At 63.0% G+C, this 25,522-nt stretch carries 21 protein-coding genes and 1 pseudogene; 14 read left to right on the top strand and 8 right to left on the bottom strand.

The window, feature by feature from the left end; genetic code table 11:
• Window positions 1–49 precede the first annotated feature (49 nt).
• Window positions 50–1,105 carry a transporter substrate-binding domain-containing protein gene (locus G455_RS0105850; RefSeq protein WP_028092840.1) on the bottom strand — a complete coding sequence of 352 codons (1,056 nt, stop codon included), beginning with the start codon at window positions 1,103–1,105 and terminating at the stop codon, window positions 50–52.
• Window positions 1,106–1,280: 175 nt separating this feature from the next.
• Between G455_RS0105850 and dapE the strand changes: the two genes are divergently transcribed.
• From dapE to G455_RS0105825, 5 genes are all read left to right on the top strand, one after another.
• Window positions 1,281–2,426 carry a succinyl-diaminopimelate desuccinylase gene (dapE, locus tag G455_RS0105845; RefSeq protein WP_028092839.1) on the top strand — a complete coding sequence of 382 codons (1,146 nt, stop codon included), beginning with the start codon at window positions 1,281–1,283 and terminating at the stop codon, window positions 2,424–2,426.
• Window positions 2,423–2,851 (top strand): GNAT family N-acetyltransferase, encoded by a 429-nt coding sequence (locus G455_RS0105840; RefSeq protein WP_035366224.1) that lies wholly within the window; start codon window positions 2,423–2,425, stop codon window positions 2,849–2,851. Before dapE ends, G455_RS0105840 begins: the two co-directional genes overlap by 4 nt.
• A gap of 20 nt (window positions 2,852–2,871) precedes the next feature.
• On the top strand, window positions 2,872–3,432 hold the full coding sequence (locus tag G455_RS0105835; RefSeq protein WP_035366223.1) for a TIGR04282 family arsenosugar biosynthesis glycosyltransferase: 561 nt from the start codon (window positions 2,872–2,874) through the stop codon (window positions 3,430–3,432).
• Between the two features lie 31 nt (window positions 3,433–3,463).
• Window positions 3,464–5,713, top strand: a complete 2,250-nt coding sequence (gene rnr, locus G455_RS0105830) for a ribonuclease R (protein WP_028092836.1) — start codon at window positions 3,464–3,466, stop codon at window positions 5,711–5,713.
• Window positions 5,714–5,836: 123 nt separating this feature from the next.
• Window positions 5,837–7,201: a lytic murein transglycosylase gene (locus G455_RS0105825; protein WP_028092835.1), complete on the top strand. Its 1,365-nt coding sequence runs from the start codon at window positions 5,837–5,839 to the stop codon at window positions 7,199–7,201.
• 133 nt (window positions 7,202–7,334) lie between these two features.
• Here the strand turns inward: G455_RS0105825 and G455_RS0105820 are convergent, their stop codons facing one another.
• The 4 genes from G455_RS0105820 to G455_RS0105805 form a co-directional block, all read right to left on the bottom strand.
• Window positions 7,335–8,513, bottom strand: coding sequence for an ABC transporter permease (locus tag G455_RS0105820; protein ID WP_028092834.1), 1,179 nt, complete (start codon window positions 8,511–8,513; stop codon window positions 7,335–7,337).
• A gap of 57 nt (window positions 8,514–8,570) precedes the next feature.
• Window positions 8,571–10,124: an ABC transporter permease gene (locus G455_RS0105815; protein WP_028092833.1), complete on the bottom strand. Its 1,554-nt coding sequence runs from the start codon at window positions 10,122–10,124 to the stop codon at window positions 8,571–8,573.
• Window positions 10,125–10,274: 150 nt separating this feature from the next.
• Entirely contained in the window at window positions 10,275–11,387 is a 1,113-nt protein-coding gene (locus G455_RS0105810; protein WP_028092832.1) for an extracellular solute-binding protein, read from the bottom strand.
• A gap of 100 nt (window positions 11,388–11,487) precedes the next feature.
• Complete coding sequence (locus tag G455_RS0105805; protein WP_028092831.1) at window positions 11,488–12,588, bottom strand: ABC transporter ATP-binding protein; 1,101 nt, start codon at window positions 12,586–12,588, stop codon at window positions 11,488–11,490.
• 331 nt (window positions 12,589–12,919) lie between these two features.
• Here G455_RS0105805 and G455_RS0105800 point away from each other — a divergent pair, with 331 nt between their 5' ends.
• Complete coding sequence (locus tag G455_RS0105800; protein ID WP_028092830.1) at window positions 12,920–14,104, top strand: M24 family metallopeptidase; 1,185 nt, start codon at window positions 12,920–12,922, stop codon at window positions 14,102–14,104.
• A gap of 62 nt (window positions 14,105–14,166) precedes the next feature.
• Here G455_RS0105800 and G455_RS0105795 read toward each other — a convergent pair whose 3' ends face one another.
• Window positions 14,167–15,033 carry a branched-chain amino acid aminotransferase gene (locus tag G455_RS0105795; protein WP_028092829.1) on the bottom strand — a complete coding sequence of 289 codons (867 nt, stop codon included), beginning with the start codon at window positions 15,031–15,033 and terminating at the stop codon, window positions 14,167–14,169.
• Between the two features lie 190 nt (window positions 15,034–15,223).
• Here G455_RS0105795 and G455_RS0105790 point away from each other — a divergent pair, with 190 nt between their 5' ends.
• From G455_RS0105790 to G455_RS0105765, 6 genes are all read left to right on the top strand, one after another.
• Window positions 15,224–15,736, top strand: coding sequence for a MarR family winged helix-turn-helix transcriptional regulator (locus tag G455_RS0105790; protein WP_028092828.1), 513 nt, complete (start codon window positions 15,224–15,226; stop codon window positions 15,734–15,736).
• Complete coding sequence (locus tag G455_RS0105785) at window positions 15,733–16,434, top strand: response regulator (RefSeq protein ID WP_028092827.1); 702 nt, start codon at window positions 15,733–15,735, stop codon at window positions 16,432–16,434. The genes G455_RS0105790 and G455_RS0105785 overlap by 4 nt, the downstream gene beginning before the upstream one ends.
• Window positions 16,435–16,614: 180 nt before the next feature.
• Window positions 16,615–16,857: an exodeoxyribonuclease VII small subunit gene (locus G455_RS0105780; protein ID WP_028092826.1), complete on the top strand. Its 243-nt coding sequence runs from the start codon at window positions 16,615–16,617 to the stop codon at window positions 16,855–16,857.
• Window positions 16,858–17,724 (top strand): polyprenyl synthetase family protein, encoded by an 867-nt coding sequence (locus tag G455_RS0105775; RefSeq protein ID WP_028092825.1) that lies wholly within the window; start codon window positions 16,858–16,860, stop codon window positions 17,722–17,724.
• A gap of 27 nt (window positions 17,725–17,751) precedes the next feature.
• A complete protein-coding gene (gene dxs / locus G455_RS0105770) occupies window positions 17,752–19,680 on the top strand; it encodes a 1-deoxy-D-xylulose-5-phosphate synthase (protein WP_028092824.1) in 1,929 nt (642 codons plus the stop codon).
• A complete protein-coding gene (locus G455_RS0105765) occupies window positions 19,680–20,609 on the top strand; it encodes a restriction endonuclease (protein ID WP_028092823.1) in 930 nt (309 codons plus the stop codon). Before dxs ends, G455_RS0105765 begins: the two co-directional genes overlap by 1 nt.
• Window positions 20,610–20,646: 37 nt before the next feature.
• Here the strand turns inward: G455_RS0105765 and G455_RS0105760 are convergent, their stop codons facing one another.
• Window positions 20,647–21,498, bottom strand: coding sequence for an SDR family oxidoreductase (locus G455_RS0105760; protein WP_028092822.1), 852 nt, complete (start codon window positions 21,496–21,498; stop codon window positions 20,647–20,649).
• Window positions 21,499–21,821: 323 nt separating this feature from the next.
• A pseudogene (locus G455_RS26875) lies at window positions 21,822–22,106 on the bottom strand (glyoxalase); the annotation flags it as partial.
• A 106-nt stretch (window positions 22,107–22,212) separates the two neighbouring features.
• Here G455_RS26875 and ade point away from each other — a divergent pair.
• Entirely contained in the window at window positions 22,213–24,015 is a 1,803-nt protein-coding gene (gene ade, locus G455_RS0105750) for an adenine deaminase (RefSeq protein ID WP_028092821.1), read from the top strand.
• Window positions 24,012–25,475, top strand: a complete 1,464-nt coding sequence (locus G455_RS0105745; RefSeq protein ID WP_028092820.1) for an AMP nucleosidase — start codon at window positions 24,012–24,014, stop codon at window positions 25,473–25,475. The genes ade and G455_RS0105745 overlap by 4 nt, the downstream gene beginning before the upstream one ends.
• Window positions 25,476–25,522 lie beyond the last annotated feature (47 nt).

The following is a 25,522-nucleotide window of genomic DNA, read 5'->3' as shown; positions in this document are numbered from 1 at the left end:
GGGCGGCAACCTCAGCCAGCGGGCCGGGATTGGCTCCCGGCCGCCGATATCAGCGCATTGCGCCGAACCACTTGCGATAAATCTGCTCGTAAGTGCCGTTTTCACGCAGCGCCAGCAGCGCCTGATTCGCATCTTCGACCAGCGGGCTGCCGCTGGTGAAGGCGATACCGTAGTTTTCGCGCAGGAAGACCGGCCCGGCAAGGCTGGCATACTCGCGCCCCGCATGGGTCGCGTAATGGGCCAGGATCGGCGCATCGAAGACCACGGCATCAATCACGCCATCCTCGAAGGCACGCAGCATCTGATCAAGTCCGGAATAGCCGTTATAATTGATCTCGCGTCGGTCGAGGAACCCCGCGGCAGTGGAGCCGCTGACCGTCGCCACCCGCTTGCCATAAAGATCGTTGACCGAATTCACCGATCCGCTGATCGCGTCCACGGTCATCACCGCAGTGATCTTGGCGACGAAGACCGACACGATGAACAATGACGACACCACCAGCAGCACCCCGAAGATGCGCCCGAATACCGTGCGCGGAACCCGCTCCTCAAAGCCGCCGTTCACCACCAGGTTCAACGCCCACCAGAAAGACGGGAACCAGGCCTCCTTCGCCGGACGATCGAAATAGGGCTGGGCCCGACGTTCGAACAGCCACATCAGCATGCCGCCGGCCAGCAGCAACAGAAAGGCGGCGCCGATGGCCAGCATCAGATCGCGTGACAACAGTGCCCTGAGCAGTGACGGCCCCGTAGTCTGGCCGGCAGGCACCATGATCTGCAGCCCCGCCTCGAAGATCGGCTGACTGAAATCCATCATCACCTCACGCGCCGAAGTGATCGAGATATTGGCAATCGCCAGATCAGCCCGGTACTGCTCGACCTCCGTCAGCATGTCGGCGAAGGTGTCCATCCGCTTGACCTGAAAATCCCAGCCCAGCGATTTCGCCAGAGCCTGGAAAAGTTCGATGGAAAAGCCGGTCTCCTTGCCGTCCTCGACCATCGAGAAAGGCCGTCGGTCAACCGTGGTCACAGTCAGGGTTTCAGCGGCGGCGGACTGGATCAGAACCGTCGCGGCCAGTAGGATAGCAGCGAAGAGATGTTTCATTTGTCCCGGATTTTTTCCGCTGATTACGAGGTTTCCCACTGCGCTGCAAGTTTACGCGCATGTCGCGCCTTCACAACCGGGCGCGGGCTTGGCTTTCGACCGTTTTCGCCGCAATTTGGCAACGATCAGCCCGACGCGATACCGCGGGCGCCCGAAATCACAGGAATATACCGCCATGTCCCCCATCGACCCCGTCCGCCTGACCGCCGATCTGATCCGCTGCCCCTCGGTCACCCCGGAGGAGGGCGGCGCGCTGGTGCTGCTGGAGCGGTTGCTTGGCAATGCCGGTTTTGACTGCGCCCGGGTGGATCGCGGCGGGGTGGCGAACCTTTTCGCCCGCTGGGGGGACAAGGACCATGCCAGGACCTTCGGCTTCAACGGTCATACCGATGTGGTGCCGGTCGGAGATGCTGCCGCCTGGACCCACCCGCCCTTCGGGGCCGAAGAGATCGACGGCATCCTCTATGGTCGCGGCGCCACCGATATGAAATCGGGCGTCGCCGCCTTTGCCGCGGCGGCGGTGGATTTCGTCATCGCCACCCCGCCCGAGGGCGCCGTTATCCTGGCGATCACCGGGGATGAGGAAGGCGATGCAGTGGACGGCACCGTGGCGCTGCTGGACTATATGAACCAGGAAGGCGAGGCGATGGCCGTCTGTCTGGTGGGGGAACCCACCTGCCCCAACACCATGGGCGAGATGATCAAGATCGGCCGGCGCGGCTCAATGTCGGCCTGGTTCACCGTAACCGGGGTTCAGGGCCATTCCGCCTACCCCCACCGGGCCAGGAACCCGCTGCCGGCGATGGCGCGACTGATGGACCGGCTAGCCAGCCGCGAGTTGGACCAGGGCACCGATCATTTCGATGCCTCGACCCTGGCGGTGGTGACCATCGACACCGGAAATCCGGCCACCAACGTGATCCCGGCGCAATGCCGCGGCACCGTCAACATCCGGTTCAACGATCTGCACAGCGGCGCCACGCTCAGCGCCTGGCTGAACGAAGAGGCCGCGCGCGCGGCTGAGGAGTTCGGGGTGAAGATCGACATCAAGATCAAGATCTCGGGCGAGGCGTTCCTGACCGAACCCGGCGCGCTCAGCGATCTGGTGGCAACGGCGGTCCAGGCAGAAACCGGCGTGACGCCGGAGCTTTCCACTTCGGGCGGCACCTCGGACGCGCGGTTCATCAAGGCGCATTGCCCGGTGGTCGAATTCGGGCTGGTCGGCAAGACCATGCATCAGGTCGACGAATGCGTACCGATCGAACAGATCCATCAACTCAAGGCGATCTATTCCCGCATCCTGCGGGATTACTTCGCATGAGAATCGTCGAGGCGCGCACCGCTGCAGAACGCCAGGCCTGTTACGATCTGCGTTTCGAGGTATTCGTCGACGAACAGGGCGTCACCCCGGAAAGCGAGATCGACGCGGCGGACGATCTCGCCACCCATCTTTTGATGCTGGAGGGGGAGGAGCCGATCGGCACCCTGCGCATCCTTTACGAGGCGCCCGATGCCCGCATCGGCCGGGTCTGCCTGCGCCAGTCGGCACGCGGCAAGGGATTGGGGGCCGCGCTGATGCGCGCCGCCCTTACCGCCATCGAGGCCGGCCCCAGCATCGACAAGATCAGGCTCAGCGCCCAGGTCCCGGTCCTTGGATTCTACGAGGGGCTGGGGTTTTTGGCCTATGGGCCCGTCTATGACGACGAGGGCATCCCGCACCGGTCGATGGAGCGCGCGGCGGGGTGAGGCCGGGGACCCTGGTCATCATGCTGAAGGAACCGCGCCCGGGGCAGGTCAAGACCCGGCTGGGGCGGCAGATCGGCATGATTCCGGCGGCCTGGTGGTATCGTCACCAATCTGCACGCCTGCTCCGCCGGCTGCGCGATCCGCGCTGGCGGATCGTTCTGGCGGTCAGCCCGGACCGAGCCATAGGATCGCGGGTCTGGACCGCCGATCTGGCCCGCCAGCCACAGGGGCCAGGCGATCTGGGGCCGCGGATGCTGCGAGGGTTGCAGCGGCCTGAGGGCCGCGCCAGCCAAGGGCCGGTCTGCCTGATCGGGTCGGACATCCCCGCCATAACCCGCGCCCATATCGCCCGCGCCTTTGCCGCGCTTGGCGATCACGACGCAGTCTTCGGCCCGGCACCGGATGGCGGCTTCTGGCTGGTCGGCGCCCGCCACCCGGCCCGGCTGCCGCGCGACACCTTCAAGGGCGCCCGATGGTCCAGCCGGCATGCGCTTGCCGACAGCATCGCCACCCTGCCCGGCCTGCGTATCGCGCTGACCGACCGGCTGCGCGACATCGACACTGCCGCCGATTTCAAATGACGCCGCAGCGCCGAAGTGATAGGCCGAAATCATGACACGCATCCCTTCGAAGCAGGAGATCCTCGACTGGATTTCCGCCCACCCCACCCAGTCCTCGAAACGGGACATCGCCAAGGCATTCGGGATCAAGGGATCGGACCGGATCGACCTCAAGCGCGTGCTGAAAGAGCTCGAGGGTGAGGGACATCTGGAAAAGCGCAAGCGCACCTATCGCGATCCCGACCGGCTGCCGCCGGTGACGGTGCTGCAGGTCAAGGCGCCCAATCAGGACGGCGATCTGTTCGCCCGGCCGCTGGAATGGCATGGCGAAGGGGTGGAACCCATCGTGCTGGTGATCCCGCGCGCCTCGGACCCGGCCCTGGGTGAAGGCGACCGCATCCTTGCCAAGCTAACCGCGGTGCATGAAGAGGATCACAATTACGAGGCCCGGCTGATCCGCCGCATCGGATCGAACCCGCGCCGCATCCTGGGCATCTTCCGCCAGGGGGCAGAGGGTGGCCGCATCGTGCCGATCGACAAATCCGGCAGCAGCGAATGGCTGGTGCCCGAAGACGCCCGCCACGGTGCCAAGGAGGGTGAACTGGTCGAGGCCGAACAATCCGGCCCCAAGTCCCGTATCGGCCTGCCGCGCGCCCGGATCACCGACAGGCTGGGCGATCCCACCGCGCCCAAGGCGGTGTCGCTGATCGCAATCCACCAGCACGGCATCCCCGACGCCTTTCCCGATGCGGTGATCGAAGAGGCCGACCGCTGCAAGCCGGTCGGGCTGAGCGCGCGCGAGGATCTGCGCGACCTGCCGCTGGTCACCATCGACCCCAGCGATGCCCGCGACCATGACGACGCCTGTTTCGCCCAAGCCGACGACGATCCGAAAAATCCCGGCGGCCATGTGATCTGGGTCGCCATCGCCGATGTTGCTGCCTATGTCCGCCCTGGCAGCGCGTTGGACCGCGAGGCATGGAAGCGCGGCAACTCCAGCTATTTCCCCGACCGGGTGGTGCCGATGCTGCCTGACCGGCTGTCGGGCGATCTCTGTTCACTGCATGAAGGCGTGCCGCGCGCCTGCCTCGTGGCGCGGATGCAGATCGACGCCAAGGGCCACAAGATCGGCCATCGGTTCCTGCGCGGGCTGATGCGCTCGGTCGCCTCGCTGAATTATGCCGAGGTGCAAGAGGCCATCGACGGCACCCCGAACGACCGCACCGGGCCGCTGCTGGATGATGTGCTGAAACCCCTGTTCGCCGCCTATCATGCCCTGAAACAGGCGCGAGAGCTGCGCCAGCCGCTGGATCTGGACCTGCCCGAACGCCGCATCATCCTCGGTGATGACGGCAAGGTGCAATCGGTCGCCTTCCGCGACCGGCTCGACGCGCATCGGCTGATCGAGGAATTCATGATCCTCGCCAATGTCGCGGCCGCCGAGACCCTGACCGAGAAACGCTCTCCCCTGCTGTTCAGGGTGCATGAGGAACCCGACCCCAAGAAGCTCGAGGCACTGCGCGAAACCGCCCAGAGCGCCGGGTTCAACCTGGCCAAGGGGCAGGTGCTGCAAACCCGCCACCTGAACGCATTGTTGAACCAGGCCGCCGGCACCGACGAGGCCGAGCTGATCAATATCTCGACCCTCAGGTCGATGGCGCAGGCCTATTATTCACCTGAGAACTTCGGCCATTTCGGCCTGGCGCTGGCGAAATATGCGCATTTCACCTCACCCATCCGGCGCTATGCGGACCTGATCGTCCACCGAGCGCTGATTGCCGCCCACCATTGGGGCAACGATGGGCTGACAGCTGACGAGATCGAACGGTTGGAAAAGACCGCCGAACATATCTCGGAAACCGAGCGGCGCTCGATGATGGCAGAACGCGACACCACGGACCGCTATCTGGCGGCCTATCTGTCGGAACGGGTCGGCAATGAATTCGCCGGCCGGATCAGCGGTATCGCCCGTTTCGGGGCATTCGTGAAACTGGAGGAGACCGGCGCCGACGGGCTGATCCCGGTGCGCACGCTGGGGCGCGAATTCTTTCATTTCGATGCCGAGGCCGGCACGCTGATGGGATCGGACAGCGGGCTGACCATCGCGCTCGGCCAGGAGGTCACGGTACGGCTAACCGAGGCCACCGCCGTCACCGGCGGGCTGCAGTTCGAACTGCTGTCACTCGGCGACAAGCCGCTGCCACGTGGACCGGCGCCATCACGCCGGGGGGCACCAAAGCGCAAGATGGTGAAATCCAAGCGGAAAGACGACAAGCTGAAACGCAAGCTGCGGCGACGCTGACCGCCCCGGCGCCACCCCTGCGGCGCCCGGGCGCCGGTCCCAGTCGTGACACTTTCTTGAACGCCTGTTTCGCGGTATACTCAGCTTCGAGCAGAAGAACCCACTCGAAAGCGGGATAATAAGATGCGTGTTTGGTTTGGAGCCGCGACGCTCGCCTTGTTTGGCGGAACGTCGGTCACGGCAGAGGCAGTCGATCATTCTCTCTTTCCGGAAAAGCGGCCCCAGCTCAGGTTTGAGCAAGCGAGCTTTGTGAAGGCCGAAGATGACGGCCCGGACGGGGTGACGCCGCCGCAATCGTCGTTGCGGCCGACGATCCGCCCCCAGCGGCTGGCAAGTGCCCCAGTGCCGCCGATGCCCAGTGCGCAGGAGGCCGCCGGTTTTCAGCAATGGCTGACCGGTTTCCGATCCCGCGCCGCCGCCCGCGGCATTCGCCCGGCCACTTTCGACCGCGCCTTTCGCGGCGTGACGCTGGACGAGGATGTGATCCGCCGCGATCGCAATCAGGCGGAATTCAGCAAACCGATCTGGGAATATCTCGACAGTGCCGCCTCTGACGTGCGGATCGCCAACGGCAAGGACGCACTGGAGCAGAACCGCACCGCACTCAACCGAATCGAACGGAAATACGGCGTCGACAAGGAGGTCGTGGTGGCGGTCTGGGGGCTGGAAAGCGCCTATGGCACCTTCCGCGGCAAGAACAACGTGATCCGGTCTCTGGCCACCCTGGCCTATGAGGGGCGGCGCGCCGATTTCTTCGAAGATCAGCTGATCGACGCACTGGTGATCCTGCAGGCGGGCGACATCACCCCCGACAAGATGACCGGAAGCTGGGCCGGCGCCATGGGGCACACGCAATTCATGCCCTCGTCCTTCCTGGAACATGCGGTGGATTTCACCGGCGATGGGCGGCGTGATATCTGGTCAGACGACCCGACCGACGCGTTGGCCTCGACCGCCGCCTATCTGGCGCATTTCGGCTGGACAAAGGGCCAGCCCTGGGGGGTCGAGGTCAGGCTGCCGCGCGGTTTCGATTATGCGCTGGCACAACGCAAGATCACCAAATCCCCCGCCGACTGGGCCCGTCTGGGCGTGGTCGGGCTGAACGGGGCGCCGGTGCGCGATTACGGCAAGGCAGCGATCCTGCTGCCCGCAGGTGGCCGCGGTGCTGCCTTCATGATCTTCGACAATTTCGCGGTGATCGAACGCTATAACGCGGCCGATGCCTATGTGATCGGCGTCGGGCATCTGTCCGACCGCCTCAAGGGCGCCGGACCGATCCGCACCGCCTGGCCGCGCGGCGACCGTAACCTGAGCTTCGACGAACGGATGGAGCTGCAGCAGCGACTGACACATGCCGGTTACGACACCCAGAAGGTCGATGGCCGGATCGGTCCGCTGACGATCTCGGCGGTGCGCGCCTATCAGATCGCCAACGGGCTGTTGCCTGACGGCTACCCCTCGCTCGAGCTGCTCAGGCGCATGCGCTGAGCCCGAAACGCGCCCCTAACGGGGCGCGGGCCTTCGGCGAGGATATTTTCAGCCAGAAAAAAGACCGGGCAGAGGCGATCAACGATCACCGTCTGTCCCGGTTTCCACAGCCTTGAGCCGGCCCGAAACACGATCAGCTTGGCGACATGCCCCGCAACCGCTCTGACCGCCGGCGCAGCAATTCGACCGTCGCCAGCAACGCAATGGAGATCCCCACCAGGATGGTTGCCACCGCCAGGATCGTCGGGCTGATCTGTTCGCGCAGACCGGTGAACATCTGCCAGGGCAGCGTCTTTTGCCCAGCGGAGCCGACGAAGAGCACCACGACCACCTCGTCAAACGAGGTGATGAAGGCAAAGAGCCCGCCCGAGATCACACCCGGCATGATCAGCGGCATCTGCACCCGGAAGAAGGTGGTGACCGGATCGGCCCCCATATTGGCCGCCGCCCGGGTCAAAGAGCGGTCGAACCCCACCAGCGTCGCGGTCACGGTGATGATCACGAAGGGGATACCCAACGCCGCATGGGCCAGCACGACGCCGATATAAGTGCCCTGCAGACCGATGCGGGAATAGAAGAAATACATCCCCGCCGCCGAGATGATCAGCGGCACGATCATCGGCGAGATCAGGATCGCCATGATGCTCCGGCGAAACGGCACATGTTCCGAACTGAGCCCAATCGCCGCCAGGGTGCCGAAACTGACCGACAGGATCGTCGCCGCCGGTGCGATCTTGACCGAATTCCACAGCGCGTGCTGCCAGTCGCTGTTGGTGAAGAAGTCGCGGTAGTGCTTGAGCGAATACCCCGCCGGATCCAGCCTCAGCATTTCCGGGGTGAAGGTGAAGAAATTCTCGGCATTGAAGCTGAGCGGCATGACCACCAGAATCGGCGTGATCAGAAAGATGAGAATGGCGCCGCAGATCACCCGGAAACTGTAATGCCACAGCACTTGCCCCGGGGTCAGATAGGGGGCGATGCGAGCGCGATAACGGCCTTCGTAGAGCCAGAAGGAAAACCAGCCGAAGAACCAGCCGAAGGCGGCGCCGACGATTCCGCCGGGCAGACCTCCCAGCAGGGCACCACCGCCGGCGAAGAGGATCGCGAGGCCCCAGCGCGCGGCCTTTTCACTGGGGACGAGCTGTGTCGCCGCCCAGGCCAGCGCGGCGATCACCAGCCCGCCGATGAGGATACCCAGCAGGCCGCTGCCCTGCGCGGTTCCGATGAAGAGACCAGCCAACGCCCCAGCGGCGGCCACCACCGGCACATAGAAGCTGACGGGTTTACGTGAAATCGGAGTCAGTGCGGTCACCTGTCAGCTCCCATGTCAGCTTGAAGTTTTCGGGTTTTCTTATGTTGCGTCATAGAGTTACCCCAGCTTCACATTGTCGATGCCGACGATCTTGTCGTAAATCCAGTAGAGCAGCAGCACGACCCCCAGAAGGATTGAGCCCAACGCCGCCCCAAGCCCCCAGTTCAGCGAGCTGGAGATGTGATAGGCGATCCGGTTCGAGATGAAGGTGCCGGTGGTGCCACCGACGATTTCGGGCGTGATGTAGTAGCCGATCGCCAGGATGAAGACGAGGATCGAGCCAGCGCCGATGCCGGGCACGCTTTGCGGGAAATAGACCCGCCAGAACGCCGTCCAGTTGGTGGCGCCGAGCGATTTTGCCGCGCGCAGATAGCTGGGCGGGATGGTCTGCATCACTGAATAGAGCGGCAGGATCATGAAGGGCAGCAGGATATGCGTCATCGCCACGATGGTGCCGAACTGATTGTTGATCATCACCAGCCGGTGCGCATCGTCGACGATCCCCAGCCAGACCAGCACATCGTTGATCACCCCCTGTTGCTGCAGCATCACCTTCCAGGCCGAGGTCCGCACCAGAAGCGAGGTCCAAAACGGCAGCAGCACAAGGATCATCAGCAGGTTGGCGGTGCGCGACGGCAGATTGGCCAGAATCCAGGCCACCGGATAACCCAGCAGGATACAGGAACCAGTGATCACCAGGCTCATGAACAGGGTGCGCTTGAACAGCATCAGATAGATCTGCTGGCTTTCCGGCCGGGGCTCGATCCCGTCGGGGCCCTTCTGCAGATCGACCGCATTCAGGAAATACCCGTTGGTGAAACGTGACGAGAAAATCTTGATGGTCTGCCAGACCGCCGGGTCCAGCCAGTCCTTGTCGGCCTTGGCGAATTGGCTGCGGATATCCACGGTCTCGAACCCCGGAGCGGCCGCAGCCGCCGCGGCGATGCGAGGATCGGCCACAGATTTCGCATTGCCGGCGGCGAGATCAAGGTAAAGCGCGGTGAACAGGAAATCTTCCACCTTGGTCTTGGCGGGGTCCTTGCCTTCGCTGTTCAGATAATCGGCCCAGCGGTCCCAGGTGCGCGCGGTCAGCGGCAGCGCGCCACGATCGGCCTTGTCCGCCATCATGGCGGCCCAGGTTGCGGGCTCTTTCCAGGCGGGATCCAGCGCCACGATTTGGTCGGTATAGACATCGGTATCGAACCGACCGACGCGGCGGCCGGTCTTACGGAACAGCGAAGACAGCCCCGTCTTTTCATAGTTCAACCGGGTGCCGAGCCTGGTGTGCAGCTTTTGCTCCTCAGCCAGAACCATGTCGATGTAGAAGGCGGAAAACACCGCTTCCGAAGGGGGGGCCGTGCTGTCGACATCCCAGCTTTGAAGCTGCGCCACGGTTTCGGGCAAGACATCGACGACGATTTCGTTCTTGACCGACCGCAGCAGCATGTCGGTGATCGGTGCGATAAAGGTGATCAGCACGAAGATCAGAAGCGGCGCGATCAAAGCCAGCGCCCGCAGCTTCTGCATCCTGAGGGCCCGGGCAAGGCTGCGTTTCAGGGGCGTGCCATCGGCGGCCAGAACCGGGCCTGCCTGTGCTTCGGTGTCGCTCATGCTGTCTTTTCCCTCCATCGCGGGATGCTGTGGGAGTCACGCGCTGCACCATGCGCAGCTACGCCACCGGCAGAACACGACCTACCGGACAATCTTGGACGTCAGGGAAGGGACCCGGCGGGTCCCTTCCGTTTCAAAGGAAACTGCCGATTACTTGGCCAGCCAGGCCTGGAATTTCGCGTCGATGTCGTCGCGATAATCCGCCCAGAATTCATAGTTATACAGAAGAGTGTTCTTGGCGTTGGCCGGATCAGTCGGCATATGCGCTGCCATCTCAATACCCAGATCGGCGTGCTTGCCGACCAGAGGTGCCGAAGATTTCCGCGCCGGACCGTAGGAGATGTATTTCGCCTGATCCGCCAGACGCTTGGTGTCTGTGGCGAATTTCACGAAATCTTCGGTCCGTGCGAGACGATCAGCGGCCAGGCCGGTCGGGATGATCCAACCATCCAGATCGAACACCTGCATGTCCCACATCATGGCAACCGGCTGGTGCTGTTCTTCGATGACCGAGAACAGACGACCGTTATAGGTCGAGCCCATGAAGACTTCGCCATCGGCCAGAAGCTGCGGCGTATCGGCACCGGCGGACCACCAGACAACGCTGTCCTTGATGGTGTCGAGCTTGGCCAGAGCCTTTTCCTGACCTTCTTCGGTGGCCAGAACGTCATAGATTTCGTCCTTGGCCACGCCGTCGCAGTAAAGCGCCCATTCCATGTTGTTGATCGGGCGCTTCTCCAGCGCGCGCTTGCCCGGATATTTCTCAAGATCGAAAACGTCGCAAACGCTGCTGGGCGGCTCGACGCCCTCGGGCACCAGGTCGGTCCGATAGCCGAAGGTGGTCGAATAGACGATCTGCGGGATGAAGCAGTCCGACACGAGCAGATCGCCGAAATCTTCCGACGCCGGGGTGCCGTCATCGCCGGGCACCAGCAGCGTGTCGGGATCAAATTCCATCGCCAAGCCTTCGTCGCACAGGCGGATGGCATCGGCGGCGACCACATCGACCAGATCCCAGGTGATATTGCCGGCTTCGTTCATCGCCCGCAGCTTGGCCACCGCTTCGTTCGAGCTTTCGTCCCAAACGATCTTTACCTCGGGATGCATGGCGGCATAGGGCTCGGCATAGGCACGCACTTGGGATTTCTGATAGGCGCCGCCCCAGCTCACCAGGGTCATATCGTTCGCCATATCCTCGGCCATCGCCATCGGCGCGATCAGCGCCGTCGTCGCGACCAGTGCGGCAAGGGATTTCCGTTTCATTCTTACACTCTCCTTGTGGGTTGTGCGGGTCTTGGGCCCGTTTTCTTTTTCCTCCCCCGATCTGGACGCCGGAGGTTGTCATAAGGCCAGGAGTGGCCGCTCAGGCGTCGAGCGCGCGGCAATCCTGCGGCAGCCAGCCGATTTCGATTTGCTCGCCCGGTTTCAGGCGAATCTGATCCGGCGCGTTGCGCGACTTGATAATGAAATCGTCATTGCCGGCGACGCTGATCCGGGTGCGGAAAACATCGCCCATGTAGATGAATTCCCGGACCTCGGCCTTGAGCAGATGTGCACCGTCCTGCAGCCGGTCCTTGTTGACCTCGACCCGTTCGGGCCGGATCGACACCTTGGTGCGCTGGCCGACCTCATTGACGTTGACCGGCTTGCAGTCGATCAGTTCGCCCCCATCGAGCTGCACGAGCGCATGATCGCCCGAGATTTCCTTGACCACGCCTTCCAACGTGTTGTTCTCACCGATGAACTGGGCGACAAAGCTGTTCTTCGGGCTTTCATACAGCGTGTCCGGCGGGTCGATCTGCTGGATTCGGCCATCATTGAAGACAGCCACCCGATCCGACATGGTCAGTGCCTCGGTCTGGTCATGGGTGACATAGACAGTCGTGATGCCCAGTTCATGCGCAAGGCGGGTGATCTCGAACTGCATGTGTTCGCGCAACTGCTTGTCCAGCGCGCCCAGCGGTTCGTCCATCAGCACCAGCTCGGGTTCGAACACAAGCGCCCGCGCCAGGGCGATCCGCTGCTGCTGGCCGCCCGACAACTGCGCCGGGCGACGCCCGCCGAAATCGCCCATCTGCACCATATCCAGCGCGCGTTTGACCTTGGCCTCGCGCTCGGACTTGCTCATCTTGCGCACCTCGAGCGGAAAGGCGAGGTTCTCCGCCACCGTCATATGAGGGAAAAGCGCATAGTTCTGGAACACCATCCCGATGCCGCGCTTGTGCGGTGGGATATTGTTGATCGGCCGACCGTCCAGCTTGATCTCGCCATGAGTGGCGGTCTCGAAACCCGCCAGCATCATGAGGCAAGTTGTCTTACCCGACCCTGACGGTCCGAGCATCGTCAGAAACTCGCCCTTCGGGATTTCAAGGTTAAGGTCTTTGACGACTAAAGTTTCGCCATCATAGCTTTTTTGCACACGTTCGAATTCAACGAACGTATCGTTGCTTGATGTAACAGCCAAAAGAGGCTCCCCGTCAATTATCGTTCTTTGGTCCGGCGATCTATGCCGCTTTGTCCCTAAACTAAAACAAGCCCAGACCCAGGACGCAACCCGTTTGCGGTAATTGAATGTTCATTAGCGACGTCGGCTAAGATTTACGCAGCTCAATTGTGTCAAGTATCGAACGAGACACAATATGATGTGGTTACATGATTTAATCCAGCAATCTTTTGCGATCAAAAAGGAGACAAAACCGCCCAAAAGACGACAGGGCGGCAAATTTCTTTTGCCGATCTCTCGCCATATGGCCTTATCGGCCTCACCGCCCTGTCCCACAACAGCGAGCCCGGCCATGACAACCACAGATCTTCCCTTCACCGCCGACGAATATCAGCGCCGGCTGACCCGGACCCGGACCGAGATGGCGAAACGCGGCCTGGATGCGCTGTTCGTCACCGACCCATCGAACCAGGCCTGGCTGACTGGATACGATGGCTGGTCCTTTTATGTTCATCAGGGGGTGATCCTGCTGCCCGACAGAGATCCGATCTGGTGGGGCCGCAACCAGGACATGGCAGGCGCCATGCGGACGGTCTGGATGGGGGCTGATCGGATCTGGGGTTATGCCGATAATTATGTCCAGTCGACCGAACGCCACCCGATGCAGGAGCTTGCTGCGCGCCTGGCCGGCCTCGGGCTGGAACATACCCGGATCGGGGTGGAAATGGACAATTACTATTTCTCGGCCAAGGCAATGGACGTGCTTGCCACAACTCTGGCCGGTGCCACCTGGATCGACGCCACCGCATTGGTGAATTGGCAACGCACGATCAAATCCGCCGAAGAGATCGCCTTTATGCGCAAGGCCGCGCGTATTTCGGAAAAGATCGTCGACGGGCTGATCGAGCGGGTTACCCCCGGGGTTTCAAAAAACGATGTCGTGGCAGAGATTTATCGCGATGCGATCCGTGGAGTGGATGACATCTGGGGCGATTACCCGGCGATCGTGCCCTTGCTGCCCTCGGGGCCGGATGCCGCCGCCCCGCACCTGACATGGAACGGCCGCCCGTTCGAAACCGGCCATGCCACGTTCTTCGAGGTATCCGGCTGTTATCGCCGATATCACGCCCCCTTTTGCCGGACCGTGTTTCTGGGCAAACCGCCCGATGTTCTCAAACGCGCCGAAGCCGCGCTGGTCGAGGGATTGCAGGCTGGGCTGGAGGCCGCCCGCCCTGGCAACCGCGCCTGCGACATCGCCAATGCGCTGGCGGCCCCGCTGGAGCGCGCCGGCATCGAACGCGGCGCCCGCTGCGGCTATCCCATCGGTCTGAGCTATCCGCCGGACTGGGGCGAACGCACGATTTCCCTGCGGAGCGAGGACGAAACCCTGTTGGAGCCTGGCATGACCTTCCACTTCATGCCAGGGCTCTGGATGCTGGACTGGGGCCTGGAGATCACTGAAAGCATCCTGATTCGCGACAATGGCCCGGCCGAAACCTTCTGCAACCGTCCGCGACAGATGTTCGTGAAGGACTGACAGCCGCATGAAAAAGGCCCGGCGCTGCCGCCGGGCCTCGGTCATATGTCTGTCCAGCGCAATCAGCTCCGCACCAGTGTCTCATAGCTGGTGGCGATATCCCTGGTCAGCGCGCCGACCTCGAAATTGTAATCGGCGATCTGCGACACCGGGGTCACCTCGGCGGCGGTGCCGGTCAGCCAGCACTGTTCGAAACCTTCCAACTCGTAAGGCTCGATATGACGTTCGATGACGCGGATACCCTTGTCCTTGAGCATGCCGATCACGGTCTGCCGGGTGATCCCGTTCAGAAAGCAATCGGGCAACGGCGTATGCACTTCGCCATCCTTGACGAAAAAGATATTGGCGCCGGTGCATTCGGCGACATAGCCGCGATAATCCATGAACAGCGCATCGGAAAAGCCCTGAGCCTCGGCCTCGTGCTTGGACATGGTGCAGATCATGTAGAGACCGGCGGCCTTGGCATGCACCGGGATGGTCTCGGGGCTGGGACGCTTCCAACGCGAGATGCCGATCTTGGCACCCTTCATCTTGGCATCGCCGTAATAGGCACCCCATTCCCAGCCGGCCACCGCCAGCCGCACCGGGTTACGCGCGGCGGAAACCCCCATATCCTCGCCAGCACCGCGCCAGGCCACTGCCCGCACATAAGCATCCGTCCAGCCGTTGGCCTTGAGCATGGCGTATTTCGCCGCCTCGATCTCTTCGACCGAATAGGGGATTTCCATGTCCAGATAGTTGGCCGATTTCCGCAGCCGCGCGGAATGCTCCGCCCCTTTGAAGATCTTGCCGTTATAGCACCGCTCCCCTTCGAAGACCGAAGACGCATAATGCAGGGCATGTGTCAGAACATGTACCTGCGCATCCCGCCACTCGACCAGCTTGCCATCCAGCCAGATCTTGCCGTCGCGATCATCATATGCCGACATCTCATCCTCTCCATCCTACTTACATCGCCTTGAAGGACATCTTTCTCTTTATTACAACCGAAAACTCGAAAGAGACATAAAATTGCGCAAAAGATGCAATTCGATACGGCTCCGACCTTGGAATGTCAACAAGACTGACGTAAACTGCATTCGGAGAGGGTGAGAGGACACGCGAGAGGTACGAAGAACGATGGCGGACGGACGCATTGCACAGGTCCAGACCGGCGAGAGCCTGCTGTTTCTGACGGATGAGCAACTCCGGCAGGGGATCGAGACGATGTTCTTCGCCTATCGCGGTTTCACTGCCGATCCGGACCGGATTCTGTCAGACCTCAGCTATGGCCGGGCCCATCACCGGGCGATCCACTTCATCAATCGGGCGCCCGGGACCACGGTGAACAACCTGCTGACCATCCTGGGCGTCACCAAGCAATCGCTGAACCGGGTGCTGCGCGCCCTGATCGCCGATGGTCTGGTCGAAAGCCGCGTCGGCACCGTCGACAAGCGCGAACGCCACCTTTATCTGACCGACAGCGGCCATGCGCTGGAATCACAGCTTTCGGATGCCCAGCGCGCCCGCATGCGCGCCGCCTACCGCGAAGCCGGGCCGGAGGCGGTGGCGGGCTTTCGCAAGGTGCTGGAGGCAATGATGGACCCGGATATGCACCGCTGTTACTCCAGATTGAGAGATTCTGCCGGATGAACGCCCTCGACCCGCACCTGCTGATCGTCGACGATGACGAACGGATCCGCGATCTGCTGAAGAAGTTCCTGCAACGAAATGGCTTTCTCGTCACCGGCGCACGCGACGCTGCCCAGGCGCGGCGCCTGCTTCAGGGACTGGAATTCGATCTGATCGTACTGGACGTGATGATGCCGGGGGAAGACGGGCTGAGCCTGACCCGATCGCTGCGCGACAGCATGGATACGCCGATCCTGCTGCTGACCGCCCGGGGCGAAACCAGCGACCGTATCGCCGGGCTCGAGGCCGGGGCGGACGATTATCTCGCCAAGCCCTTTGAGCCGAAAGAGCTGCTGCTCAGGATCAACGCCATCCTGCGCCGGATGCCGGAAACCCCCAGCGAACAGACGGTGCCCAAGATTCTGTATCTGGGTCCGATCCGCTATGACATATCCCGGGGCGAAATGTGGCAGGGCGAGGATCTGGTCAGGCTGACAGCCACCGAAAGCCAGCTCATGCGGATCTTCTCGGCGCAGCCCGGAGAACCGATCAGCCGGGTGAAATTGGTCGAAGATCTGGGCCGGGATCGCGGCCAGGCGCAGGAACGCGCGGTAGACGTGCAGATCACCCGGCTCAGGCGCAAGATCGAACCCGACCCCAAGCAGCCGCGCTATCTGCAGACGGTGCGCGGCGCGGGCTATATGCTGGCGCCGGACTGATCGTCTGAGCTCCTTCGACAAGCCTGCCGAAATCCGCGTGATGACGCCGAAGTGACGCCGCCCCCCGACGAAGATGGCTCACGACGGGCAGCTCGTCTCGACTTTGGGGAACGGGTATGATCTGAACGCGTCAGCCGCTTCGGCGAAAGCACGTGTGGAAGAACTGACAAGGGCCGCGAGATGACCGATACTCCCGTCGAACAGATGAGCTTTGAGCAAGCGATGAAAGAGCTGGAGCAAGTGGTTGATCAGCTCGAACGCGGGGATGTGGCGCTGGACCAGTCCATCGCACTTTACGAGCGCGGCGCCGCCCTGAAGAAGCGCTGCGAAGAAGAGCTGAAACGCGCCGAGGAAAAGGTCGCCGCCATCACGCTCGATGCCGACGGCGTGCCGACGGGGACCAAGCCGGTCGAAGGGCTCTGAATGTTCAGCAGACAACTGGCTGAAGATGCCGCCCGGATCGAGACGCAGTTCGATCTGGTGATGGACGGTTTGGACGATCTGCCGGTGACCCGGGCGATGCGCTATGCCTGCGAGGGCGGCAAGCGACTGCGCGGCTTCCTGGTGTTGGAAAGCGCGCGGATGCTGGGGGTTGATCCGGCCCGTGCAATCTGGGCCGCCACCGGGATCGAGGCGCTGCACGCCTATAGCTTGGTGCATGACGATCTGCCCTGCATGGATGACGACGATCTGCGCCGCGGCCGCCCCACGGTGCACAAGGCCTGGGACGAGGGCACCGCAGTCCTGGCCGGTGACGCGCTGCAGGCGCTGGCTTTCGAACTGGCCGGCCACCCCGATTGCGGCGACGCCCAGGTGCGTGCCGATCTGACACTCAGCCTCGCCCGCGCCTCTGGCGCCCGGGGCATGGTGCTGGGTCAGGCCCTGGATATCGCGGCAGAAACGTCGGAAACGCCCCTGACCCTTGATCAGATCACCCGGCTTCAGGCCGGCAAGACCGGCGCGCTGATCGAATGGTCGGCCTGTGCCGGCGCCCGGTTGGCCGGGGCCGATATCGCCCCGCTGAGCCGCTATGCCCGCGCCCTGGGCCTTGCCTTTCAGATCGCCGACGACATCTTGGATGAAGAAGGCGACGCCGAAAAGGCCGGCAAGCGCCTGCGCAAGGATGCCGAAGCCGGCAAGGCCACGTTCGTGTCGCTGCTGGGTCTCGACGGGGCCAAGGCCCGCGCCGCAGAGCTTGCCGATCAGGCCGAGGCGGCACTTGCGCCCTATGGCGCGGGGGCGCAATGCTTGCGGCAGGCCGCTCGCTTCGTTATCTCGCGCGACAGCTAAGCCCCGCCCCGGAAGGAGGCGCCAAAGATGTCAGACCTACCGAACACGCCACTGCTGGACCAGATCCACAGCCCCGCCGACATGAAACGGCTGAGCGACAGCCAGTTGATCCAACTGGCCGGAGAACTCAGGTCCGAGACCATCTCGGCGGTGTCGGAGACCGGCGGCCATCTTGGTGCCGGCCTGGGGGTGGTGGAATTGACCGTGGCGCTGCATGCCGTCTTCGATACCCCGCGCGACAAGATCATCTGGGATGTCGGCCACCAGTGCTATCCCCACAAGATCCTGACCGGGCGACGCGACCGCATCCGCACCCTACGGCAAAAGGGCGGACTGTCGGGCTTCACCAAACGGTCGGAAAGCCCCTATGATCCCTTTGGTGCCGCGCATAGCTCCACCTCGATCAGCGCCGCGCTCGGCTTTGCCGTGGCCCGCGATCTGGGCGGCCAGGTGCCCGAAGGCCTGGGCGACGCCATCGCAGTGATCGGCGACGGCTCGATGAGCGCCGGCATGGCATTCGAGGCGATGAACAACGCCGGTCATCTGAAAAAGCGGATGATCGTCATCCTCAACGACAATGAGATGAGCATCGCCCCCCCGGTCGGCGCGCTGTCGTCCTATCTGTCACGGCTCTATGCCGAGGAACCGTTTCAGGAACTGAAGGCCGCCGCCAAGGGGGCGGTGTCGCTCTTGCCCGAACCCTTCCGCGAAGGCGCCAAGCGCGCCAAGGACATGCTGAAGGGCATGGCCATGGGCGGCACCCTGTTCGAGGCGCTGGGATTTTCCTATATCGGCCCGATCGACGGCCATGATCTGAACCAGATCCTGCCGATCCTGCGCATGGTCAAGGCGCGCGCCCGTGGCCCGATCCTGATCCACGCGCTGACCAAGAAGGGCAAGGGCTACGCCCCTGCCGAACGCGCCCGCGACAAGGGCCATGCGACGGCGAAATTCGACGTGCTGACCGGGGAGCAGAAAAAGACCCCCTCGAACGCGCCCAGCTATACCGCCGTCTTCGGTCAGGCGCTGGTCGAAGAGGCGACCCGCGACAGCAAGATCGTCGCGGTAACCGCGGCAATGCCCGACGGAACCGGGTTGAACCTGTTCGCCGAACGCTTTCCGTCGCGCTGTTTCGACGTGGGGATCGCCGAACAACATGGGGTGACCTTCTCCGCCGCACTGGCGGCGGGAGGCATGAAACCCTTCTGCGCGATGTATTCGACCTTCCTGCAGCGCGGTTACGATCAGGTGGTGCATGACGTGGCGATCCAGCGGCTGCCGGTGCGCTTCGCCATCGACCGCGCCGGGCTGGTCGGTGCCGATGGCGCCACCCATGCGGGCAGCTTCGACATCGCCTATATGGCCAATCTGCCCGGCATGGTGGTGATGGCCGCCGCCGACGAGGCCGAGCTGAAACATATGATCGCCACCGCTGCGGCGTATGACGAGGGGCCGATCGCCTTCCGCTATCCACGCGGCGAGGGCGTGGGGGTAGAAATGCCCGAGCGTGGCGAGGTGCTTGAGATCGGCAAGGGCCGGATGATCCGCGAAGGCGGCCGCGTCGCGATCCTGTCCTTCGGCACCCATCTGGCGGAGGTGCTGACGGCCGCCGAGGCGCTGACCGCACGCGGCATCAGCCCGACGGTGGCCGATGCGCGCTTTGCCAAACCGCTCGACCGTGACCTGATCCTGCGGCTCGCGGCGGAGCATGAGGCGCTGATCACCATCGAAGAGGGCGCGGTGGGCGGTTTCGGCTCTCACGTCGCGCAATTGCTGGCCGATGAGGGCATCTTCGACCACGGGCTGAAATTCCGTTCCATGGTGCTGCCCGATGTCTTCATCGACCAAGCCAGCCCCGAAGACATGTACCGCCAGGCCGGCATGGGCGCCGATCAGATCGAAGCCAAGGTGCTGGAGGTTCTGGGCGTGACGTCGATCGCGGGAAAGCGGGCGTAGTGTCTATTCCAAATTTCCAAAACCTGATGCTTCCCGTCCTGAAACTCATTGCAAATGATCATGAGACAATTCCGAGCTGCATCGCCCCGCTCGCCGAACAATTTGACCTGACACAAGAGGAAATTGACGAACTCCTCCCCAGCGGAAAGCAAACAGTTCTTGCCAACCGGGCCCATTGGGCCCGGAACTACATGTCCCAGGCAGGATTGGTCGAACCAATAAAGAGGGGTCATTATCGCCTTACACCGAGGGGAGAAGACACGCTTCGATCCAACTTGGCAAAAATTGATATCGACTATCTCTCTCAGTTTCGATCGTTCCAAGATTTCCGCAACCGCTCAAGTTCCGACGCTGGCGCAGAAAGCAAAAACTCCCCGTCCACGCCGGCAGAGCAAAACACGGCAGACACGCCACAAGAACAAATCGAACGTGCAATCCACGCACACAATCTGGCCCTCAACAGTGATGTTATCGAAGCGGTCTTATCGCTTTCTCCCGCCAGATTCGAACGTCTGGTCGTCGACCTTCTGCTCGCCATGGGGTATGGTGGAGGAGAACTCGAAAGGGGCCTGCAAACCAGCCTTTCCAACGATGGTGGTATCGACGGCATCATCAACGAAGATGCTCTGGGACTTGATGCGGTTTATGTGCAAGCAAAACGCTATGCTCCAGACGCCAAGGTCGGGCGACCTGCATTGAATGCATTCGTCGGCTCTCTTACTGGTGAGAGTGCGACGAAGGGTGTTTTTGTGACCACATCCGATTTTTCGAAGGACGCCATCGAGTATGTGTCCCGGGTACAGCAACGTATCGTCCTGATTAACGGCCAACGCCTTGCGCATTTGTTGATTGAGCATGAGGTCGGAGTTCGCGCCAGAAAAGCCTATGTTCTCCGCTCCGTCGACGAGGACTATTTCTCCGAAGCTTGAACGCCATCGTTCAGGCGACCGGCACCGTTTCTGTCACCTACTCCGCTGCCAGCAGCGCCGCCAACCCCTCGCGGTAGGTCGGATAGATCAGCTTCACTCCAAGCTCGGCCTTGATACGGTCGTTTCGCACCCGCTTGCTTTCCGCATAGAAGCTGCGCGCCATCGGCGTCATCTCCGCCGTTGCAAAATCCTCGGCAGGCGGCAAGGGCAGGCCCAACAGCTCTGCCGCATGGGCGATTACCTCTTCCGGTGGCGCGGGATCGTCATCACAGACGTTATAGATCGCGCCCGGGTTAGGCCGCGCCATAGACGCGGCGAGAACCTGGGCGATATCCGCGACATGGATGCGGCTGAACACCTGACCCGGCTTGATGATCCGCCGCGCAGTGCCGGCGCGCACCTTGGCGAAAGGCCCCCGGCCTGGCCCATAGATGCCGGCCAGGCGAAAGATATGCAGCGGCAGGCCCGGGATCGCGGCCCAGGCAGCCTCGGCCTCAACCCGCTCCCGCCCTCGCACTGTGGAAGGGGTCAGCGCAGTCTGCTCATCCACCCAGCCTCCACCGTGATCGCCATAGACCCCGGTGGTCGAGAGATACCCCACCCATTCAAATTGCGCCGCCCGCGCCGCGATCTCGGCCCCAAGCGCCGCCAGCACCGGGTCGCCCCCCGACCTTGGCGCCACCGATATCAGCAAGTGGCTCGCTTCCCCCAGTTGCGGCAGGGGCCCCGTGCCTGGCCAGGCTAGTGTTTCGATCCCGGCGCTTCCCAGCGCCGCCACACGGGCCGCCTCCCGCGTCGTTCCCAACACACGCCAGCCCGCCGGCAGCAACCGCTGCGCCAACGCCTGTGCCGAATAGCCCATTCCGATGCAAAGAAGTGTTCCAACCATGCCCCTTTCTGCGCCGTCCGAGGGGCACAGCGCAAGGGCTGCCGGCGCCCAGGAGGCCCGAGGGACGCGTATAATTGATAACCTTTTCTCAACCATGCCGGCGCAGGCTCATGGTTGCGGTACAGGCGGGGACGCCGATGACCGCGCCAGGAAAAGGACCGGAAACGGCCTTTCGACGGGGGCCGGCTCATACCGCCCCCGTCTTCCAGGCACAGGTCTTTGTCCTTTTTCTGGCGGCAAATATCCCCGCCGGAGGCATGAAAGATCATGTCCGCCGGCCAGAGGCCACGCGCGCACCAACTTGGTTGAAGCCACCATCGTCCAGGATCGCTGTCGTAAAGTCGGATCTCGATGCCGGCGCCGCGCGGCGGGGTCTTTGGCAGCAGCCCCAACAACGGATTGGAATGATAGGTGTGATCCGCGTGCAGCTGAAAGACCTGATCGCCATAGGTCACGATGGCGAAATCGGCGCTGATGCGGTGACGGGTCTGGCCGAAAACAGTCTCTAGAAGGGCCATTTCCGCCGTCACGTCGCGGACAAGCAGGTTCAGCCCGATGCCACGCGGGGATCGACCAAAGGCCTCGGGGGATGCTGTTTCGCAATCCATGCCGCAGCTCTGCCTGCCAGCCGCAGGCGCGCAAGCACAGATGAAGCTTTCGCAACAGGTGACACCGGGGCTTGCGCCTGCCCACGACTTGGCGACAAACTGGGCCATGGAACACAAAGCCTTTCCCGCCTGGCCCGATGTGGCCGCCCGTCTGATTGCGGTCGCCACCGGCCGCGAGGCCGCCGATCTGGTGATCAAGGGCGGCGCCTGGGTCAATGTTCACAGCCGCGAGGTTCTGCCCGGCCATGACATCGCCATCGCCGCGGGCCGCATCGCCTGCGTGGTGCCCGATGCCTCTTATTGCATCGGACCCGAGACCGAGGTTGTCGAGGCCAGGGGGCGCTATATGATCCCCGGCCTCTGCGACGGGCATATGCATATCGAAAGCGGCATGCTGACACCGGCGGAATTCGCCCGCGCGGTGATCCCCCATGGCACCACCACCATGTTCACCGACCCGCATGAGATCGCCAATGTGCTGGGGTTGGCAGGCGTCAGGATGATGCATGACGAGGCGCTGTTGCAGCCGATCAACATCTTCACCCAGATGCCCAGTTGCGCGCCCAGCGCGCCGGGGCTGGAGACCACCGGATACGAGATTTCAGCCGAGGATGTGGCCGAGGCGATGGGCTGGCCCGGCATCATCGGGCTGGGAGAGATGATGAATTTCCCCGGCGTGGCGGCAGCCGATCCCAAGATGCTGGCGGAAATCGCCGCGACCCAGCGCGCCGGCAAGACCGTGGGCGGCCATTACGCATCCCCTGATCTAGGGCCTGATTTCGCCGGTTATGTCGCCGGAGGCCCCGCCGACGATCACGAAGGCACCTGCGAGGCCGACGCCATCGCCCGGGTCCGGCAGGGCATGCGCAGCATGATGCGGCTGGGCTCCGCCTGGTACGATGTGGAAACCCAGATCACCGCGGTGACGGAAAAGGGGCTCGACCCACGCAACTTCATTCTCTGCACCGACGATTGCCATTCCGGCACGCTGGTCCACGACGGCCATATGAACCGGGTGGTGCGCCATGCGATCGCCTGCGGCTGCGACCCGCTGGTGGCGTTGCAGATGGCGACGATCAACACCGCCACCCATTTCGGGCTGGAGCGTGAACTGGGATCACTCACCCCCGGGCGGCGGGCGGATGTGATCCTGACCTCTGATCTGACCACATTGCCGATCGAACAGGTCTTTGCCCGCGGCCAACTGGTGGCGGAAAACGGTGTCTGTCTGGTCGATTGCCCGCATTACGACTGGCCCGATACCGCACGGAACACCGTGCATCTGCGTCATGAGCTGAGCGGCAGGGATTTCGAGATCGCCGCCCCCGAAGGTGCCAATGCAGTGCGCGCCAATGTCATCGGCGTGATCGAGAACCAGGCGCCCACCAAAGCGCTGAAGGCCGATCTTCCGGTGCGCGACGGGCTGGTCGAGGCCGAGGGCGAGGTCTGCCAGATCGCGCTGGTCGAACGGCACCGGGCGACTGGCGGGGTGACCAACGCCTTTGTCTCGGGCTTCGGATACGTGGGACGGATGGCCATGGCCTCCACCGTGGCGCATGACAGCCACCACATGATCGTTGTGGGCACCGACCGCGACCAGATGGCACTGGCGGCCAACCGGCTGGCCGAGGTCGGCGGCGGCATCACCCTGTTCCGCGAGGGAGAGGAACAGGCGCTGGTCGAACTGCCGATCGCCGGGTTGATGTCGGATGCGCCGGCGTCCGAAGTCGCCGAAAAGGCCGCTGTCCTGATGCAGGCGATGCAGGACTGCGGCTGCACGCTCAACAACGCATATATGCAGCATTCGCTCCTCGCACTGGTGGTGATCCCCGAGCTGCGGATTTCCGATCTCGGGCTGATCGACGTGCGAACCTTCCAGAAAATAGACTTGTTCGAGCCGCTTTCATGATCGCAATCAAGACCCCCGACGCCGCCGCGCCGGAGCAGTTCACAGACCCCACCGCCGCCGTCGCCCGGCTCGAGGCGCTTTATACCCAATCGGTAAATTTCCTCTGCGAGCATTTCACCCGGGCAATGACCAGGGGCGCACCCCAGGCCCGGGTCAGAGCCTATTATCCGGAGATCCGTATCACCACGACGACGCATGCCCATGTCGACAGCCGGCTGAGCTTTGGCCATGTGCCGGCGCCCGGCACCTATGCGGCAACGATCACGCGGCCGGATCTGTTTCGCAACTATCTGATCCAGCAGATCGGCCTGCTGCTGGAAAACCATGGCGTGCCGGTGACGGTGGGGCCTTCGACCACACCCATGCCGGTGCATTTCGCGGTGGCCAATGACACCGCCATCTCTGTCCCGCAGGAAGGCGCCACGCAATTCGTGCTGCGCGACGTCTTCGACGTGCCCGACCTGACCACGACGAATGACGATATCGTCAACGGCACCTATGCGTCGGCCGACGGTGTCGGGCCGCTCGCCCCCTTCACCGCCCAAAGGGTGGATTATTCGCTGGCCCGGCTCAGCCACTATACTGCGACGGATCCCGAGCATTTCCAGAACCACGTGCTGTTCACCAACTACCAGTTCTACGTCAGCGCCTTCGAAGCCTTCGCCCGGGCGCAGCTTGCCGACCCCAAGAGCGGTTACAGCAGCTTTGTCAGCACCGGTAATGCCGAGATCACCACGCCAGACGAGGTGCTGCCGCCGGCCACGAAGGTCCCGCAGATGCCGGCCTTTCACCTCAAGCGACCGGACGGCAGCGGCATCACATTGGTCAACATCGGTGTCGGTCCGTCGAACGCCAAGACCGCGACCGACCATATCGCCGTGCTGCGTCCGCATGCCTGGATCATGGTCGGCCATTGCGCCGGCCTCAGAAACACCCAGGCGCTTGGCGATTTCGTGCTGGCCCATGCCTATCTGCGCGAAGACAAGGTGCTGGACGACGATCTCCCGGTCTGGGTGCCGATCCCGGCGCTGGCCGAGATCCAGGTGGCACTGGAACAGGCGGTGGCCGAGCTCACGCAACTGCAGGGCTATGACCTCAAGCGGGTGATGCGCACCGGCACCGTTGCCACGCTCGACAACCGCAACTGGGAACTGCGCGATCAGACCGGCCCGGTTCAGCGGCTGAGCCAATGCCGGGCGATCGGGCTCGATATGGAAAGCGGCACCATCGCCGCCAACGGATACCGGTTCCGGGTGCCCTATGGCACGCTTCTATGCGTTTCGGACAAACCGCTGCATGGCGAACTGAAGCTGCCCGGAATGGCCTCGGACTTCTACAAGACCCAGGTGTCGCGGCATCTGAACATCGGTATCCGCGCGATGGAGATCCTGCGCACCATGCCGTTGGAGCGTCTGCACAGCCGGAAATTGCGCTCATTCGACGAAACCCCTTTCTTATAAGGGTGAAAACCGGCAGTATCGGCGGAATTGGGCTTGATTTTCCCCCC

The sequence above is a fragment of the Pseudodonghicola xiamenensis DSM 18339 genome (assembly GCF_000429365.1).
Classification (GTDB): Bacteria; Pseudomonadota; Alphaproteobacteria; order Rhodobacterales; family Rhodobacteraceae; genus Pseudodonghicola; species Pseudodonghicola xiamenensis.
Note: the sequence above shows the minus strand (reverse complement) of the source record. Positions and strands in the feature narration are given on the sequence as shown.

What these genes read in the sequence shown, in the direction of transcription:
- ade (WP_028092821.1), top strand. Translation starts at nt 22,213, where the DNA reads ATGGAACACAAAGCCTTTCCCGCCTGGCCCGATGTGGCCGCCCGTCTG.
- dxs (WP_028092824.1), top strand. Translation starts at nt 17,752, where the DNA reads ATGTCAGACCTACCGAACACGCCACTGCTGGACCAGATCCACAGCCCC.
- G455_RS0105780 (WP_028092826.1), top strand. Translation starts at nt 16,615, where the DNA reads ATGACCGATACTCCCGTCGAACAGATGAGCTTTGAGCAAGCGATGAAA.
- dapE (WP_028092839.1), top strand. Translation starts at nt 1,281, where the DNA reads ATGTCCCCCATCGACCCCGTCCGCCTGACCGCCGATCTGATCCGCTGC.
- G455_RS0105850 (WP_028092840.1), bottom strand. Translation starts at nt 1,105, where the DNA reads ATGAAACATCTCTTCGCTGCTATCCTACTGGCCGCGACGGTTCTGATC.
- G455_RS0105825 (WP_028092835.1), top strand. Translation starts at nt 5,837, where the DNA reads ATGCGTGTTTGGTTTGGAGCCGCGACGCTCGCCTTGTTTGGCGGAACG.
- G455_RS0105790 (WP_028092828.1), top strand. Translation starts at nt 15,224, where the DNA reads ATGGCGGACGGACGCATTGCACAGGTCCAGACCGGCGAGAGCCTGCTG.
- rnr (WP_028092836.1), top strand. Translation starts at nt 3,464, where the DNA reads ATGACACGCATCCCTTCGAAGCAGGAGATCCTCGACTGGATTTCCGCC.
- G455_RS0105840 (WP_035366224.1), top strand. Translation starts at nt 2,423, where the DNA reads ATGAGAATCGTCGAGGCGCGCACCGCTGCAGAACGCCAGGCCTGTTAC.
- G455_RS0105760 (WP_028092822.1), bottom strand. Translation starts at nt 21,498, where the DNA reads ATGGTTGGAACACTTCTTTGCATCGGAATGGGCTATTCGGCACAGGCG.
- G455_RS0105810 (WP_028092832.1), bottom strand. Translation starts at nt 11,387, where the DNA reads ATGAAACGGAAATCCCTTGCCGCACTGGTCGCGACGACGGCGCTGATC.
- G455_RS0105745 (WP_028092820.1), top strand. Translation starts at nt 24,012, where the DNA reads ATGATCGCAATCAAGACCCCCGACGCCGCCGCGCCGGAGCAGTTCACA.
- G455_RS0105815 (WP_028092833.1), bottom strand. Translation starts at nt 10,124, where the DNA reads ATGAGCGACACCGAAGCACAGGCAGGCCCGGTTCTGGCCGCCGATGGC.
- G455_RS0105785 (WP_028092827.1), top strand. Translation starts at nt 15,733, where the DNA reads ATGAACGCCCTCGACCCGCACCTGCTGATCGTCGACGATGACGAACGG.
- G455_RS0105835 (WP_035366223.1), top strand. Translation starts at nt 2,872, where the DNA reads ATGCTGAAGGAACCGCGCCCGGGGCAGGTCAAGACCCGGCTGGGGCGG.
- G455_RS0105775 (WP_028092825.1), top strand. Translation starts at nt 16,858, where the DNA reads ATGTTCAGCAGACAACTGGCTGAAGATGCCGCCCGGATCGAGACGCAG.
- G455_RS0105800 (WP_028092830.1), top strand. Translation starts at nt 12,920, where the DNA reads ATGACAACCACAGATCTTCCCTTCACCGCCGACGAATATCAGCGCCGG.
- G455_RS0105795 (WP_028092829.1), bottom strand. Translation starts at nt 15,033, where the DNA reads ATGTCGGCATATGATGATCGCGACGGCAAGATCTGGCTGGATGGCAAG.